Annotated in this window: 15 protein-coding genes; 11 read left to right on the top strand and 4 right to left on the bottom strand. The window is 35.9% G+C overall.

Going from position 1 to position 16,925, the window contains the following annotated elements; all coding sequences use genetic code 11:
* Positions 1 to 67 precede the first annotated feature (67 nt).
* Genes glmS through I5168_RS03295 form a run of 3 tightly spaced genes read right to left on the bottom strand, consistent with a single transcriptional unit; the run spans position 68 to position 4,465 of the window.
* Positions 68 to 1,915, bottom strand: coding sequence for a glutamine--fructose-6-phosphate transaminase (isomerizing) (glmS, locus tag I5168_RS03305; RefSeq protein WP_105017764.1), 1,848 nt, complete (start codon positions 1,913 to 1,915; stop codon positions 68 to 70).
* 6 nt (positions 1,916 to 1,921) lie between these two features.
* Positions 1,922 to 3,631, bottom strand: a complete 1,710-nt coding sequence (locus tag I5168_RS03300; RefSeq protein ID WP_431472409.1) for a DUF4270 domain-containing protein — start codon at positions 3,629 to 3,631, stop codon at positions 1,922 to 1,924.
* A gap of 6 nt (positions 3,632 to 3,637) precedes the next feature.
* Positions 3,638 to 4,465: a glycogen/starch synthase gene (locus I5168_RS03295; protein WP_431472408.1), complete on the bottom strand. Its 828-nt coding sequence runs from the start codon at positions 4,463 to 4,465 to the stop codon at positions 3,638 to 3,640.
* Between the two features lie 108 nt (positions 4,466 to 4,573).
* Here I5168_RS03295 and panC point away from each other — a divergent pair, with 108 nt between their 5' ends.
* From panC to I5168_RS03240, 11 genes are all read left to right on the top strand, one after another.
* Positions 4,574 to 5,428, top strand: a complete 855-nt coding sequence (panC, locus tag I5168_RS03290) for a pantoate--beta-alanine ligase (RefSeq protein ID WP_431472407.1) — start codon at positions 4,574 to 4,576, stop codon at positions 5,426 to 5,428.
* A 66-nt stretch (positions 5,429 to 5,494) separates the two neighbouring features.
* Entirely contained in the window at positions 5,495 to 5,845 is a 351-nt protein-coding gene (gene panD / locus I5168_RS03285) for an aspartate 1-decarboxylase (RefSeq protein WP_042276495.1), read from the top strand.
* Between the two features lie 27 nt (positions 5,846 to 5,872).
* The gene (locus I5168_RS03280; protein WP_431472406.1) at positions 5,873 to 6,817 is read left to right on the top strand and encodes a lysylphosphatidylglycerol synthase transmembrane domain-containing protein; all 945 of its coding nucleotides are present in this window, start codon (positions 5,873 to 5,875) and stop codon (positions 6,815 to 6,817) included.
* A gap of 41 nt (positions 6,818 to 6,858) precedes the next feature.
* On the top strand, positions 6,859 to 8,025 hold the full coding sequence (locus I5168_RS03275) for an alpha/beta hydrolase (RefSeq protein ID WP_431472405.1): 1,167 nt from the start codon (positions 6,859 to 6,861) through the stop codon (positions 8,023 to 8,025).
* Positions 8,025 to 9,395: a DNA repair protein RadA gene (gene radA / locus I5168_RS03270; RefSeq protein ID WP_167342847.1), complete on the top strand. Its 1,371-nt coding sequence runs from the start codon at positions 8,025 to 8,027 to the stop codon at positions 9,393 to 9,395. The genes I5168_RS03275 and radA overlap by 1 nt, the downstream gene beginning before the upstream one ends.
* Before the next feature lie 10 nt (positions 9,396 to 9,405).
* Positions 9,406 to 9,948, top strand: a complete 543-nt coding sequence (locus tag I5168_RS03265) for a TlpA family protein disulfide reductase (RefSeq protein WP_431472404.1) — start codon at positions 9,406 to 9,408, stop codon at positions 9,946 to 9,948.
* A gap of 44 nt (positions 9,949 to 9,992) precedes the next feature.
* Positions 9,993 to 10,649, top strand: coding sequence for a CoA transferase subunit B (locus I5168_RS03260; RefSeq protein WP_042276486.1), 657 nt, complete (start codon positions 9,993 to 9,995; stop codon positions 10,647 to 10,649).
* Positions 10,650 to 10,660: 11 nt separating this feature from the next.
* Positions 10,661 to 11,293 (top strand): peptidoglycan DD-metalloendopeptidase family protein, encoded by a 633-nt coding sequence (locus tag I5168_RS03255; RefSeq protein ID WP_431472403.1) that lies wholly within the window; start codon positions 10,661 to 10,663, stop codon positions 11,291 to 11,293.
* 39 nt (positions 11,294 to 11,332) lie between these two features.
* Complete coding sequence (locus tag I5168_RS03250; protein WP_060523391.1) at positions 11,333 to 12,322, top strand: UDP-glucuronic acid decarboxylase family protein; 990 nt, start codon at positions 11,333 to 11,335, stop codon at positions 12,320 to 12,322.
* On the top strand, positions 12,285 to 13,676 hold the full coding sequence (locus I5168_RS03245) for an undecaprenyl-phosphate glucose phosphotransferase (RefSeq protein ID WP_431472402.1): 1,392 nt from the start codon (positions 12,285 to 12,287) through the stop codon (positions 13,674 to 13,676). The genes I5168_RS03250 and I5168_RS03245 overlap by 38 nt, the downstream gene beginning before the upstream one ends.
* Entirely contained in the window at positions 13,676 to 14,452 is a 777-nt protein-coding gene (locus I5168_RS03240) for a glycosyltransferase family 2 protein (protein ID WP_431472401.1), read from the top strand. The genes I5168_RS03245 and I5168_RS03240 overlap by 1 nt, the downstream gene beginning before the upstream one ends.
* Here the strand turns inward: I5168_RS03240 and I5168_RS03235 are convergent.
* Positions 14,449 to 16,863, bottom strand: a complete 2,415-nt coding sequence (locus tag I5168_RS03235; protein ID WP_431472400.1) for an outer membrane beta-barrel family protein — start codon at positions 16,861 to 16,863, stop codon at positions 14,449 to 14,451. The genes I5168_RS03240 and I5168_RS03235 overlap by 4 nt on opposite strands.
* Positions 16,864 to 16,925 lie beyond the last annotated feature (62 nt).

Here is a 16,925-nt window from a genome sequence, read left to right as displayed (position 1 = left end):
TTTAAGTACAAAGGCCACTATTATAATAATAGTGGCCTTTTGTATTGTAAGTGAATTAACCTTAAGATTATTCTACAGTCACTGACTTAGCAAGATTACGAGGTTGATCTACGTTTTTATCTAATAAAACAGCGATGTGATACGATAGAAGCTGTAGAGGTATCGTAGTTAATAATGGAGTCATAAACTCGATGGTTTCAGGAACTTCAATTACATGATCGGCCATGTTTTTTACATCCTTATCACCTTCGGTCACTATACCAATAATTTTACCGCTACGGGATTTAATCTCCTGAATATTACTTACTACTTTCTCATAATGTCCTTTTTTTGTAGCAATAACTACCACGGGCATTTGCTCATCGATTAAAGCAATGGGACCATGTTTCATCTCTGCCGCAGGATATCCTTCAGCATGAATGTAACTAATCTCTTTAAGCTTTAAGGCTCCTTCTAGAGCTACAGGGAAGTTAAAACCTCTTCCTAAATACAAACAGTTTTGAGCGTTCTTGTAGATATTTGCTATTTGTAAGATATGATCGTTTGATTGCAATGCTTTTTCTACTTTAGCAGGTATCGTCTCTAATTCGGCTAAATAAGTATGGAAATCACTCGTAGAAATTTTACCTTTCTTTTTAGCTAGTTGCAATGCTATAAGAGTAAGGACAGTTATTTGAGTTGTAAATGCCTTTGTACTAGCAACACCTATTTCAGGTCCTGCATGGGTATAGGCACCGGCATCAGAAAGTCTAGAAATAGAACTTCCAACCACATTACAAACTCCAAATACAAATGCACCATTTTCCTTAGCCAGCTTAATAGCTGCCATAGTATCAGCGGTTTCTCCTGATTGTGATATCGCAATTAGAATGTCGTCCTCATAAATAACAGGATTTCTATATCTAAATTCCGAAGCGTACTCCACCTCAACAGGTACTCTTGCTAATTCTTCAAAAATATATTCAGCAACCAATCCTGCATGCCAGCTCGTTCCACAGGCAACGATTAAAATTCTTCTTGCGTTTAAGAATTTATCTATATGATCATCAATTCCGGCCATTTTGATTAGACCTTGATCTACTAGCATCCTACCTCTAAAAGTGTCTTTAATGGCGTCAGGCTGTTCATATATTTCCTTAAGCATAAAGTGATCATAGCCTCCTTTTTCTATTTGCTCAAGATTCATTTGAAGTTCTTGAACGTAAGGTTGTACAAGACTATCATCTTTAATCTTACGAACCTTCATAGGCTTATGCGTTCTTACCACAGCCATTTCTCCATCCTCAAGATAAATAGCATTTTTTGTGAACTCTAAAAAAGGACTTGCATCACTTGCTATAAAAAATTCATCTTCTCCTACGCCAATCGCCAGTGGAGAACCCAATCTTGCAACCACAATTTCATTAGGTTTGTTTTTATCAAACACAGCTATTGCATAGGCGCCAATGGTTTGATTTAAAGCTATTTGAACGGCTTTCCCTAGTTTAACCTTCTCTTTAGTTTTAACATCTTCAATAAGGTTTACCAACACTTCGGTATCGGTATCTGATTTGAAGGTGTAACCTCTATTAGTAAGTTCCTGTCTTAATGGTTCATAATTCTCAATAATTCCATTATGGATTATAACTAGGTCGCCACTGTTTGACAAATGTGGGTGAGAATTTACATCATTAGGAACACCATGTGTTGCCCATCTAGTATGACCGATTGCTATAGTACCTTCGGTGCTTATCTCTGATTCTAATTTTGTAGCTAGGTCTGCTACTTTACCTTTAGTTTTTGAGTAGCTTAATTCAGAACCGTCATAAATTGCGATTCCGGCACTGTCATATCCTCTATATTCAAGTCGTTTTAAACCGTTTAAAACGATTGGATAAGCCTTTCTATGGCCTATGTATCCTACAATTCCACACATAATAGGTTAGTTTGTTTCTGTATAAAAAACTTTAAGTTGTAATCGCTTATCAGGATCTGTAGAAAGATTACCATGAAGTACAGTACCTTCAGGAGCGATTACAGTTGACAAAGGTACATTTTCTAATTCAATAGAATCTGTAGCATCTTTAATTCTTTGTCCTGTGATTACATTTACATTTTGAGAAACTACCACGGCTATTGGATCATTAATCGGATTGGTTGAGTTTAGTAATGAATTAAGATGATTTGTCAACCTAATTCGATATTTAACGCCTTTACTCGATAAATCATCTTCTGTTTCTCTTTCTAGTCTCCCTAAATGAACTGTGTTGGAATTTAGAGCACTTACATTACTTGAAGTGAAGTTGTAATCTGCTAGAATTTCTCCATTTCTTGCATTATATACAAGAATACGCTCAGGCTCTATTTCTCCATTTATACCAGTAAAACGCGACTGGTCTACATAAAAATCAAGATAAGCATCATTAATGAGCCAATTATTTTCTAAAAAAGCATCAAATTCAGAATCGGATGGAAACAGTTTTATTATAGCAGCGCTTCCTGGACCTCCTTTTAGAAAAAGTCGTTCCGCGCCATTATTATTAGAATTTGAAGTTATTTCATTTTCAATATTTACCGGAATTTCTTGATCAATAAACTGTACAGATCGAGGAGAGAAGTCAAATCTAAATGCACTGCTTATCGTGTTTATTTCATTAACGTCACCGTCACCGTCTAAATCTGAAGTGTCCCTATTTGAAACTAAAACTTGCAGATTCACATGTGCATCTGCTAAGTTGACATAGATAGCATTACCTCCAGCCCCAGAAGGTGTAACCTTAAAATATAATCCTCTGAAATAATTTTGAAAATTTGAATCACTAGCAAGTACCGAAGATCCTTCTTGATTCAGAATTGTATCTTGAAAATATTGAATTAATTCGGTATATGGAGAGTTTAACACATATTGATCCTGTACGTTAGGATCCTCACAACCGGCAATGCAAGAGATATCAGACTGCTCAGATATAATAAATCTTGGGGTTTTCCTTTGCTCAACTTCAAAATCTCGATCTAGCACTTCCACCTCAAGATTATCAGGTTTGAAGGAAGAATTTGAGTATATAGGAGTTGGATCTAGAGAATTTTCCACCAAGGATTTTTCATCATTAAAATAAACTTGGTCTTCATCTAGGTTGTTTGGATTCAGTGAATTAATAAAGTAGTTGTTTCTAAAAATTTCGACTTTATAGGTTACGTCACCATTAAATAGTGAGTCTAATTCAAATTCTCTTGACTCTCCATCGATACCTGTAATCGTTGAATAGTATGGTATTTCAATACTTACTCTTTCAATTAAAGGTGCAGGAACAGGATTTGTCATATCAGTATCGGTATCATGTGATCCGAAATCAAGACCTGCAAAAGGCAACGATAATTGACTTACAAAACTGTATTCAGTTCGACCATAAATAGGATCGTCATAAATACCTAAGACATGAGGTCTATCTGCTGTGCTCACAATTTGACGACCCGTTTGAACAGCGTCTAGTCGTTGTGAATAAGCAGTTACTTCAAATTCTGTTTCTTTTATAATGTCATTAGGATCCACCCCAATAAGATCCTGACCAATTGTTGTAGGATCTTGGTCACAAGATAGGACGCATAACATCCCGACAAGAAGGGTTGTTAATCGTAAAGCAATTTTTTTCATGTGCAATTAAGCTTCTTCTTTTTCTTCAGTTAGAACATCATTAAGATAGAAGTTCTCATAGGCGTCAGCAAATGAATCAGGCGCATGATATTCCAATACTGGTCTATCTAATGAACTCACAAAAGATTCTATTTCTGGACTTAGTTCTTCACTACCTTTAATTATGGCATCACTGTACTTTAATGATGTTTTCATGATATTATCATAAGTAGGTTCTTCAAGAAACTCTAGTGCTTCTTCATCCAATGCATCAAACCTTAACTTATCTATCATTTCATTATCTAACGAACCATCAAATGATTGATTGTATACCGAGGTAACAATTTTACTATCTTCAAATAATGGGTCGTTCCCGTAGTAGTTCTTTAGGTATAAGGGTAACATTCCAGCCATCCAACCATGAACGTGTATAATGTCTGGTGCCCAGTTCAATTTCTTCACAGTTTCTATAACTCCTTTAGCAAAGAAAATGGCTCTTTCATCGTTATCAGGAAACAGATTTCCGTCTTCATCCGTAAGAGTTGCTTTACGTTTAAAGTATTCTTCATTATCGATAAAATAAACTTGCATACGTTCCTTTGGGATAGAAGCAACCTTTATAATCAATGGCATGTCTAGATCATTAATGATAAGATTCATTCCACTTAAACGTATTACTTCATGCAGTTGGTGTCTACGCTCATTGATATTACCGAATCTTGGCATGAATATGCGTATTTGTCCACCTCGATCATTAACCATCTTAGGTGAAAAATAAGACATTGAAGATGCTTCGGTTTCTGGTAAGTAGGGAATTACTTCTGAAGATACGTACAGTACTCTTTTTTCCTTCATATATTGTATTATTGTAGCCTTACATTTAGCAAGATGCAAAAATAAGCATTTTTAACCACTTTTGCGTCAAAACCCTTGTATAACAACTGCTAATGATTGTTAAGCACTATGATTGTTAAAACTCACAACAGCCTTAAAAAGCAACTCAAATCAATACAGCTAGAGAATAAAACCATTGGTTTTGTCCCAACAATGGGAGCATTGCACAAGGGACACTTATCTCTTATGCAACAGGCAGTTAATGAAAATGTTGTCCTAGTGGTTTCCATATTTGTAAACCCTACTCAATTTAATAATCAAGATGATTTAGAGAAATACCCTAGGACGATTGAAAAAGATTACGCATTAATTAAGAAAGAGTTTAATGATGCTACTATTTTAGTTTACACACCTAGTGTGCAGGATGTGTATGGGGAAAATGTACATTCAAAATCTTACCAATACGATGGATTAGAGAAAGTAATGGAAGGCGCAAATAGGCCAGGTCATTTTGATGGTGTTGGAACTATACTAGAATTTTTATTTAAAGTGGTGTCACCAGACAAAGCTTATTTTGGTGAAAAAGATTTCCAGCAGCTCCAAATTGTGAAAAAATTGGTGCAAAAATTGAAACTCAATGTAAAGGTTGTTGGCTGTCCTATTAAACGAGAGCCAAATGGTCTTGCAATGAGTAGTCGTAATGAAAGGTTAAGCTCACATGCTAGACATGAATCACAAGTGATTTTTCAAACTTTGCAACGTGCAAATGATTATTTAAAAAATAACAGTATTTCATCCACCATCAACATGGTGAGTAATATTTTTGAGAATCTAGAGAATTTTGAATTAGAGTATTTTACTATAAATCGAGAAAGCGATTTAAAACCTGCAATTCGTAAATCAAAAAACACTGCTTTAAGGGCGTTTATAGTAGTGCACGTTGAAGGTGTAAGACTTATAGATAACCTGGCATTAGATTTGTAAATCATTTTTTAAAAGTCTGTTAGACTATATGTTAATCTAATTATTACATAATCGTATCTTTGCACCATGTTAATTACAGTTGTCAAATCAAAAATTCACCGTGTTAAGGTCACAGGAGCAGATCTTAATTACATAGGCAGTATCACCATTGATGAAGATTTAATGGACGGTGCAAATATTGTAGAAGGTGAAAAAGTCCAAATAGTAAATAACAACAACGGGCATAGGCTAGAAACATATGCAATACCTGGTCCTAGAGGAAGTGGAGAAATCACACTTAATGGTGCTGCTGCTAGATTAGTCTCTCCAGGTGATGTTCTTATCTTAATTACCTACGCACAAATGACCATGGAAGAAGCTCGCAGTTTTAAACCATCTCTTTTATTTCCTAATGAGGAGAACAACTTGCTCACCTAATCTTTGAAAAACAATCTGATTAAATTTTTGAAAATAGGCTTGCCTTTATTTATAGGTGTATGGCTCATTTATTATTCATATAATCAGTTCACAAACGAGCAGTTAGAACAAATATATGCACAAATTAAAGGTGCAAATTATTACTATGTTATTGTAGGTTTAATTCTAGCTTTACTCAGTCATTTGTCTAGAGCTTGGAGATGGAATTACATGCTATCCCAGTTTGGAAAACCACCTACATTTTTGACAAATATTACTGCAATTGGAATAGGGTATGCTATGAATATTTTTATTCCTCGTAGTGGTGAATTATCTAGAGCGATAGTTGTAAATCGTAACCACGGTATACCTGTTAATAAAGCAATAGGTACTATAGTTGCAGAACGTGTGCTGGATTTTGGTATCTTACTATTAATAACCGCCATCGCTTTATTACTATCACAAGACGTCTTTTTAGAATACTTTATTGGTGGTTTTAAGTCCGCTTTCGCGAAAGCGAACTCATCACAACTATTGCTATACTTAGCCATCGTAATCTCAGTAATACTACTGGGAATATTTTTAATCAAAAAGTTAGGATTGTACCGAAAAGTACTTGACTTTTTAAAAGGTATGAAAGAAGGCTTTTCAACCATTTGGACAATGAAAAAAAAGTGGCTGTATTTAATACATACCTTTTTTATCTGGTCCATGTACCTAGCCATGTTTTACGTAAGTGTATTTGCAATTTCATATGAGGGAACATTTGATGTTGCTGCTGTATTAGCAGCCTTTGTAGCAGGTAGTTTTGCAGTAGCGTTTACAAATGGAGGATTTGGGGCTTATCCTTTTTTGATTGCTCAGGTGTTATTATTGTTTCAAGTACCAGAAACGGTAGGAACTTCATTGGGCTGGATATTGTGGCTATCACAAACAGCACTGGTTCTAGTGTACGGATTAATTTCCTTCATATTATTGAGTTTAAAAAAATAATCTCTTCATTTTTCTTAAATTCAGCATCTCAAAAAACGGAGATGAAAAATATTGTTATTGCGTTTGCTTTTCTGTCCTGTTTAACCACGTATGCACAAGCATTGTACAGGTCATTTCCTAGCGATGTTTTAGGAGAAGAACGCAACGTAAAAATTCTTAAACCACGTAACTACAATAGTAACCAAGAAAAAACTTATCCATTAATCCTAGTCTTAGATGGTGATTATCTATTTGAACCCGTTTCAGGAGTTGTGGATTATTTGTCTTATTGGGATCAAATGCCCGAATCCTTTGTAGTAGGAATAAATCAACGTAAAAGCAGGTACGATGATACAGCTATCAACGTCGAATCAGGCTTTCCCGAGGAGCAAGCTCAACGTTACATGGATTTTATCATGGAACTTGTGACGACCATGCAAAAAGAATATCGAGTTGCACCATTTACCGTTCTAGTGGCAAAGGATATAAATGCAAATCTTGCGAGCTTCTTTCTCATGCGTAAAAAAGTGGCTATAGATGCTTTTTTACAAATAGAACCGGATTACACTACACTTATTCAAGAGAATCTAGTTAACAAAATATCTAGTCTGGATGAGTACAATTATTTTTATGTAGCTACCAGCGCACAAAAAAATGTCGCCAGCGAGCTGTTCTCTGAACAAACAGATTCTCTGTTTTCTACTAAAGAGAATGTGAAGTTGAAGCATGAAAGTATTGAAGAAACTAATTTTTATAACGTTGCAGCGCAAGCTATACCACGTGGATTGGATTTCATATTTAATGAATACCAATTGGTAGAAGGTGAGCAACTATTGAATTCCAATCTTGCCCAGGATACCTCTAAAGAAAGTGCAAATCGTACTGCTGATATGAAAACAGCCGTACAAACTTTGCTGGACAAATATGAATATGTAAAAAAAGTGTATGGCATAGACATGAAATTGAGATTAAAGGACCTCGTAACTATGTCAGAATATATTATTAGAGAAAAAGACTGGGAACAATTACTTGACATGGCAACCATTGTTGATAAGGAATATCCAGATATCATGTACGGTAAGTTTATAGAAGGAATGGGATACGAAGGTATAGGTAGATATGGTCGTGCGATCAAATCTTTTGAACAGGCCTATATATTAGAAGAGGCAGTAGGTTTAACAAAGGATGATTGTTTAGATAAGGTAGAGGCCTTACAAGCTAAAGAATAATGGCAAAAGTAAAGACAACGTGGTACTGTCAAAATTGTGGTGCCCAGTACGCAAAATGGCAAGGACAATGCACCACCTGTAAAAAGTGGGATTCTTTGGTAGAAGAAGTAGTTCAAAAAGAGCAAACTCCTAGTTGGCAAACAGGTGATGCGCCAGGTACGCTTTCGCGAAAGCGTAATTCAAAACCTCAACGTATTTCCGAAATAAATGCACAAGAAAGTCCACGATTGGATACTACTAATCTAGAATTCAATAGAGTGCTAGGTGGTGGATTGGTTCCTGGATCGGTTACCTTGCTAGGTGGTGAACCAGGTATAGGTAAATCAACACTATTGTTGCAAGTGTGTTTGAATCTGCCTTTTAAAACTTTGTATGTAAGTGGTGAGGAAAGTGCGCAACAAATAAAAATGCGAGCAGATCGTATTAACAAAAACGCCGAAAATTGCTACATACTCACTGAGACGAAGACTCAAAACATTTTTAAACAAGTAAGTGATATTGAGCCTGATGTTTTAATAATCGATTCGATTCAAACTTTACAAACACAACACATAGAAAGTACTGCAGGTAGTGTTTCACAAATAAGAGAATGTACAGGTGAATTAATAAAATTTGCCAAACAAACAGCTACTCCTGTTATTGTAATAGGCCATATTACAAAAGATGGTCACATTGCTGGGCCCAAGATTCTTGAGCACATGGTAGACACCGTACTACAATTTGAAGGAGATCGCAACCATACGTATAGAATTTTGCGAGCTCTTAAAAATCGTTTTGGTAGCACGCATGAGATAGGCATTTATGAAATGTTAGGCCATGGATTGCGTGAAGTAACTAATCCTAGTGAAATATTGATTGCAAACAAAGATCTTGAAATTAGTGGAACCGCAATTGCAGCTACAATGGAAGGTATGCGACCACTTATGATCGAGGTTCAAGCACTAGTAAGTACCGCTGTTTATGGAACACCACAACGCAGTGCAACGGGTTATAATTTAAAACGTCTTAATATGATACTAGCAGTCCTAGAAAAAAGAGCAGGATTCAAATTAGGACAAAAGGATGTTTTTTTAAACATTACTGGCGGTATTAATGTTGATGATCCAGCAATCGACCTTGCAGTGGTCGCAGCTATATTGTCATCAAATTTTGATATAGCACTCAATCCCAAACACTGTTTCAGTGCTGAGGTTGGTCTGGGCGGAGAAATAAGAACAGCTAGTAGAATGGAGCAACGTATTAATGAAGCTGGTAAATTAGGCTTTGAAAGAATTTGTATTGCACCAGCCAAACAAAATTTTAAAAACTCTACTGCTCAGGTTGTTGCCTTTTCAAAAATTGAAGACTTAGTTAGATACCTTTTTGCGTAAAACTTAAATAATGAAATATTTATCTATTATAATTTGTTTGTTATTGATCATTACCTCTTGTAATGAGAGTAAAACCATAGAAAAGACAGAGAAACCCAGAAAGGTAAGTGAAGTGGACATGAGCAGTAATGATGTAGTTCATTTGTCAACAGTTGATGGGACTTACGATAATTGGGAAAATTTTCTAGAGAAAAACCGTGGCAAAGTAGTTTATCTAGATATTTGGGCAAGCTGGTGTGGACCTTGTAAAGCTCAATTTCCTCACGCCAAAAAACTTAAAGAAAAGTTCGCGGGTAAGGAAGTTGTATTTGCTTACATATCCATCGATCAAGCAGAGGAAAGATGGAAACAAGGAATTCAACAATATGATATTAATGAATACTCCTTTCATGCAAAAAATTATCCAAAAGCCTCCTTGTTCCAAAAAAATGATGTGAGTCGCATACCTAGATATATGCTTTTTGATAAAAATGGTAGACTGGTAGATAACAATGCTGCAAGACCTAGTCAACCTTCTTTAGAAACAACCATAAATAGTTTTTTAGCTCTTTAAAAACTATTTATCTTTGGTAGTATATCACGTAAACAAAACACACCATGAGTCTAGATAAAACAGGAATTGCCAAAAGAATCGCTCAAGAACTACAAGACGGTTACTACGTCAATCTAGGGATTGGAATTCCTACCCTAGTTGCAAATTATATTCCTGAAGGTGTTCAGGTTGAATTTCAATCTGAAAATGGTGTTTTAGGAATGGGACCATTTCCTTTTGAAGGAGATGAAGATGCTGATGTAATTAATGCAGGTAAACAAACCATTACAACTTTACCTGGAGCCAGTTTTTTTGATAGCGCAACAAGTTTTGGGATGATACGTGGACAGCACGTTGATTTAACGATACTAGGAGCTATGGAAGTAGCCGAGAACGGTGATATAGCAAATTGGAAAATTCCAGGTAAGATGGTAAAAGGAATGGGTGGAGCCATGGATCTAGTTGCTAGTGCCGAAAATATTATCGTAGCTATGATGCATACAAACCGTGCTGGTGATAGTAAACTTCTTAAAAAATGTTCATTACCTCTTACCGGTGTAAACTGTATTAATAAAGTGGTTACCAATCTTGCTGTGCTCGAGGTTACTGATGATGGCTTTAAATTACTAGAAAGAGCTCCAGGCGTCTCTGTAGACGATATAAAAGCAGCAACCGAAGGAACTCTTATCGTTGAAGGTGATATTCCTGAAATGTCCTTATAAGAAAAGCTCCTATGAAAAGACATTTGCTTGATCCACAATTGTCACAAAAAGGTTATTTCCCTCTTGACCTTTCAATCAATAATCCTTTTTGGAAGCGTAATGATGTGGCCGACATATCGGTGTGTCATGAGTATATCGAGCAACAGCGTAAATCTCACGGCGCTTTTTTGGCCATAGGTGGCTACTTAGAACAGCGAGCTCTTTATCAAAAAAATGAAAGATTCAATAAAGGAATCGTACGTGACATTCATCTAGGAGTAGACATATGGGCGCCAGCAGGAACCACTGTTCATGCACTGTATGATGGTGTAGTTCATAGTTATGCGCACAATAGTGATCCTGGAAATTATGGTCCTACGTTGATCTTGCAACACAATATTGATGGACAAACGATATATACACTGTACGGTCATTTGAGTTTGGATGATGTAAACAAGTGGGAAGTTGGATATCGCTTTCGCGAAAGCGAAATAATAGCTCATTTAGGAACACCTCAAGAAAATGGTGGTTACAGTCCGCATTTACATTTTCAAGTAATGACAGATATGAAAGGATATCAAGGAGATTTCCCAGGAGTAGCCGCCAAAGAGGAGCTTGAACAGTATAAGGATATAGTATTAGATCCTATGTCATTTCTCGAGTAAGTAGGGTATTTACTTATATTTGCTTCTACAACCTCATCTATGAAAAAGCGCGTACTTATAACAGGAGCAGCGGGATTTTTAGGGTCTCATCTATGTGATAGATTTATAAAAGAAGGCTTTCATGTTATTGGAATGGATAACCTGATTACAGGAGATCTTAAAAATATAGAGCATTTATTTCCACTAGAACAATTTGAATTTTTTCACCATGATGTTTCAAAGTACGTTCATGTTGCAGGAGATTTAGATTATATTCTACATTTTGCGAGCCCGGCTAGTCCTATTGATTATCTTAAAATCCCTATACAAACTTTAAAGGTAGGATCGCTAGGAACTCACAACCTACTTGGTCTAGCCAAAAATAAAAAAGCAAGGTTGCTTATCGCTAGTACTAGTGAGGTTTACGGTGATCCTCTTGTTCATCCACAAGCAGAAGATTATTACGGTAACGTAAACACAATAGGTCCTCGTGGTGTATATGATGAAGCAAAAAGGTTTCAAGAGTCTATAACGATGGCTTACCACAGGTTCCATGGTTTAGAAACTAGAATTGTACGCATTTTTAATACCTACGGACCTCGTATGAGACTTAATGATGGTAGAGTAATTCCTGCTTTTATGGGGCAAGCGCTACGTGGCGAGGATCTCACTGTTTTTGGAGATGGATCACAAACCAGGTCTTTTTGTTATGTAGATGATCAGGTAGAAGGTATTTTTAGGTTATTAATGAGCGACTATCCCATGCCAGTAAACATTGGTAATCCCAATGAAATATCGATAAGTGATTTTGCACAAGAAATAATTAAATTAACAGGTACTGATCAAAAGGTGATTTATAAGGACTTACCACAAGATGATCCTATGAAGCGTAAACCTGATATTTCACTTGCCAAAGAAATTTTAAACTGGGAACCACAAGTTTCAAGAGAAGAAGGGATGCGACGTACTTTTGAGTATTTTAAAACGTTATCTCCAGAAGAATTAGATAAACGTGAGCACAAAGACTTTACACAACATAACCGAAGATAAAATCACTTATAGAGATCAACGGTATTCTGGGTTTATAAGGCCATTATCGTATCTCATTGATTTAAGTTTGATCGTCATATTTGCTTCACATTTTTTTGCGAGCTCCTTTGACGTGCTTACCTATGGAATTTTTATTGGTATTTGCTGGGTGCTAGTATCCATGCAGTTTGATTTTTATAAAACTCAACGCAATACTGATATAATAACCCTTTTAGGAAGACTGGTTAAACAAGCCGTAGTTTTTGCATTTATGGTATTTGCCTTCTTTGGCTTTTATTATGAGATAAATAATAATACTATGATTGTTTCCAAATACCTACTGTGGACCATGGGAACAATCTCGATAATAAAAATAAGTTTGTTCTATATTTTAAAACATTATAGGTCGGTTTTAGGCGGTAATTTTAGAAATGTAGTACTACTAGGAGTCAACAAGGATACTAAGCAGTTGTCAAGTTTTTTTAATAAGCACAAGGATTACGGTTATCGCACTCAAAATATTATTGACACTAGTTCTAGCGAGTTTTCCATGCAGGAATTTCAAGAATATGTTTTAGACAATCAAATAGACGAAATCTTTTGTTCGGTTAGAGAACTTAAAAATGAAGATCTCATTGATCTTACTGAATTTGTTGACAATAATTTAAGGACACTTAAATTCATACCCGATACTGATATGCCTCTTTCTAGGCAATTACATTATGAGTACTACGGTCGTACACCAATAATATCCCTACGTCAAATACCTTTAGATGATTTTGGTAATCAATTTATAAAACGAGCCTTTGATATTCTTTTTTCTTTATTTGTTATTGTTTTTTTAATGTCATGGTTAACACCTTTAATAGCCTTGATTATCAAACTAGAATCCAAGGGACCTGTCTTTTTTACGCAAAAGCGTAACGGTTTGGACTATAAAGAATTCACTTGTTTTAAGTTTAGATCCATGGTTCCTAACAACAAGGCACACCTGGAACAAGTAACACGTGGCGATCAACGAATAACCAAAATTGGTAGGTTTTTAAGGAAAACCAGCATTGACGAATTACCTCAATTTTTTAATGTGTTACTAGGCTCCATGAGTGTGGTAGGTCCTAGACCTCATATGGTTAGTCACACACACATGTATGCCGAACGTATCGATAAATTCATGGTGCGTCATTTTGTGAAACCAGGAATAACAGGACTAGCACAGGTAAGTGGATATCGCGGCGAGGTAGAAACAGAAGACGATATTAAAGGTCGCGTGCGCAATGATATTTACTACATTGAGAACTGGAATATTAATTTGGACATCAAGATTATAATTAAAACAATCACCAACGTGTTTAAGGGTGAGGAAAAGGCATATTAATGGATTTAGTAAGTGTTATAATACCAACTTACAACAACCAGGATACATTAGGAGAAACCCTAGATAGCGTTTTAAATCAAGACTACCGGCCTATTGAATTAATAATTGTTGACGACTGGAGTGTTGATGATAGTCACGCTTTCGCGAAAGCGTATTCTACAAAAAATTCTTCTCAAGGAATAAGTTTTATAATTCAAGAAAATAAAGAAAACAAAGGAGCTGGTTTTACTCGTAATCGGGCAGTCGAGCTAGCAAAGGGTAGATATATTGCCTTTTTAGACGCCGATGATCTTTGGAAACCCTATAAACTCTCCTTGCAAATCGAACAAATGAGACTGTCACAAACGGCGATGTCCTATGGTGCTTATGAGATATTCACAGAAAATGCAAACGAGCCTAAATACCTTCAAAAGGTTTTCAATTCACTAACTTATAAAAAATTACTACGAGCAAACTATGTAGGGAATTTGACAGGAATTTACGACACCCATAAAATAGGAAAGGTTGCCGTGTGTTCATTACGTAAAAGACAAGATTGGGCCATGTGGTTGGATGTAATTAAACTGTCGGGTACAGCTATCGGTATAGAAAAACCCATTGCGAGTTATAGAGCAGGCAATGGGTTGAGTTCACGAAAAAGTAGTCTGATTAAATATAACTATGCTGTATATCGCAACCACCTTAATTACTCTTTTTTAAAAAGCTGTTGGTCCATGGTGCTTTTTATTTACGAGCAATGGTTTATCAAGAAAGCCTTGATTAAAAAACTGGATTAAAGTCCTAGAGATTGTTGTTGTGTACGTTCTTTCTCTTCAGGTTCTTCTACTTCATTGTTTCTTAGACCATAATTTCCAAAATTGTAAGTGAATGCGACACTAAAGGTGTTAGTCTCTGGTAAATAAGTAACGCCTACATCTTGATTACGATAAATAGACTCCATTAATCTGTTTTGACCTCTAAAAACATCATTATATGCAATCCTAAGATTTGCTCTACGATTCCATAACGATTTGTTTATGGCAAAGTTACTCACGATCATATTTTGCATTCTAAACGAACCAAATAAGATATCACTTACATAATTTAGCTCGGCATCCAAAGACCAGGTACGATCTTCTGAAAGACTAAATCTACTAAAGCTAGAGAGATAAACTCCTGTCACGTCCTGCTTTTGGTCTACACCGCCGGACTGTACTGCAACAAATTCGTTTTCTAAATAAAAGAAACTAGCAGAAAGTGCAAGCAACCAAGAATCAGTTGGGTATTGAAAGGTTTCAATATCTAGACTATATTGTAGCTCGTAGTTCAAATTAGCATTTTGAAAATTTAAACTGTTTGCATTATTATCTTGAAAAGGTAGAATAGAAAGTAAGTCCTTTGAATACAAATAATAAGCGTCAAAAAACCAGGTGTCGTTATGATTCCATGCAACACTATATTTATTGTTGAATGATGGCATTAAATTAGGATTACCAGAATTAAAATTGGTTTCATTTACAAAAATTCTATAGGGATTTAGACTCTCATAACGTGGTCTTTCAATGCTTCTTTTGTAACTTAAAGTAAGAGTGTTGCTTTCATCAAGCGAATGTCCTAATGATGCCGTAGGAAACCATGAAAGATAGTTTTGAGTATTCACTATTCCTAGACTTCTTGAATCACCTGTAATATCAGTTTGCTCAGCTCTTAGTCCAGCGGTCAGAAACCATTTTTCCCAATTGCGTTCCATTTGTCCGTAGAAAGCAATGATTTTTTCATCATAGGCATAGTTATCCGAGTTAGCAGGAACGATAATCGGTGAAGTTCCATTTGAATCAAAGAAATCCTGTACGGTTTGTGAATCAATTTGATTATACTTTGCTCCAGTACTTAATTGGTATTCGCCTAATGCGAATTGATAGTCTATCCCAGCTGTGTAAATAGCCACATCAAGATCTATGTCCGACAAAAAACTATTACTTCCAGTGGTATTATTTTGAGTGTCAAAAAATCTTGTAAAAACATCCTGATAGTTGTCTTTATTGGTAAATACATGATTTCCATAAAGCCTAAGGACGTTCCCGTTATCTGCAAGATAGTTGTAGTCGGCATTCACAAAACCAGTTGTTGCGTCTCGTTCATTGAGACCGTTAGTTTCTAAGCCTGAAAAATCGGTATCACCATCTTGAAGAATTAATGTGCGTGTAAAAGCATCACCATCTTGATTGTTGTTAACATTAATATTTCCAGAAACACTTAGGTAGCTTTTACTGCTTATGCTAAAATCTATAACAGTATTCAGGCTGTGAGCATCACTTTCATTCACATTATTATAATCAGTGAACCAGCGTTGCGATCTAGTACCATCAGGATTAAAAAAGCCGATTTCGTTTTCTTCTATATAAAGATCTTCTCTTGGGTTGTAACTGTAGTTGGCATATATATTTACCCAATTATTTTTATAAAAATGTGAAGTACCTATTTTGTATTTGGCAAGCTCGTCGATAGTATAACTACCCATCACATTACCCTTGTAACCTAATGAGATTCCTTTACTAGTGTTAATATTGATGACTGTTCCACCTTCGGCGTCGTAACTTGCCGGTGGATTGGTAATGACCTCTACATTTTTGACATTATCACCACTATAGCCAGCTAGTAATTGATTGAGCTCATCATCGGTTAGGTATACTCTTTTATTATTAATATAAATTTGAGCGGCCTGTCCTTTAACTATATAAGTGTTGTTTTGTTTAAAAACACCAGGCGAACTGCGTAATATGGTCAATGCATCAGTATTACTCAGACTGGTATTCTCTACATTAAAAATGAGCCTATCCGCTTTCTTAGTTACAGTAGGTCTTTTGGCCGTGACAGTGACCGCATCCATGGATTCAATTTGCTCTTGGACTATAAGGTCACCTAGATTTTGATTGCTGTTAATGGTAAGCTTTCGCGAAAGCGTAACATAACCTACACCAGTAACTACCATCGTATATTCACCATCTTCTATATTCTTAAAAAGGACTTTGCCCAGATCGTCACTGCTTGTACCTTGATAAAACGTACTGTCTGGCATTTTGTAAAGAATACTATTTAGATAGGGTAGGGATTCGTTCTTTTCATCGATGAGTCTTGCTGTAAGCTCGTGCTGTGCAAACGAACTAAAGGAAACAAGGAAGAATAGGTAAGGGAAAAATCTATTCATGAGGCTTTTGAGTTGGAATTTAGACCACTAAAATAAAAAAGGGATAGGAAAATACCGACTTT

The organism is Nonlabens sp. SCSIO 43208 (assembly GCF_050703575.1).
GTDB classification, from domain to species: Bacteria; Bacteroidota; Bacteroidia; order Flavobacteriales; family Flavobacteriaceae; genus Nonlabens; species Nonlabens tegetincola.
This window is presented reverse-complemented; position numbering and strand designations above follow the sequence as displayed.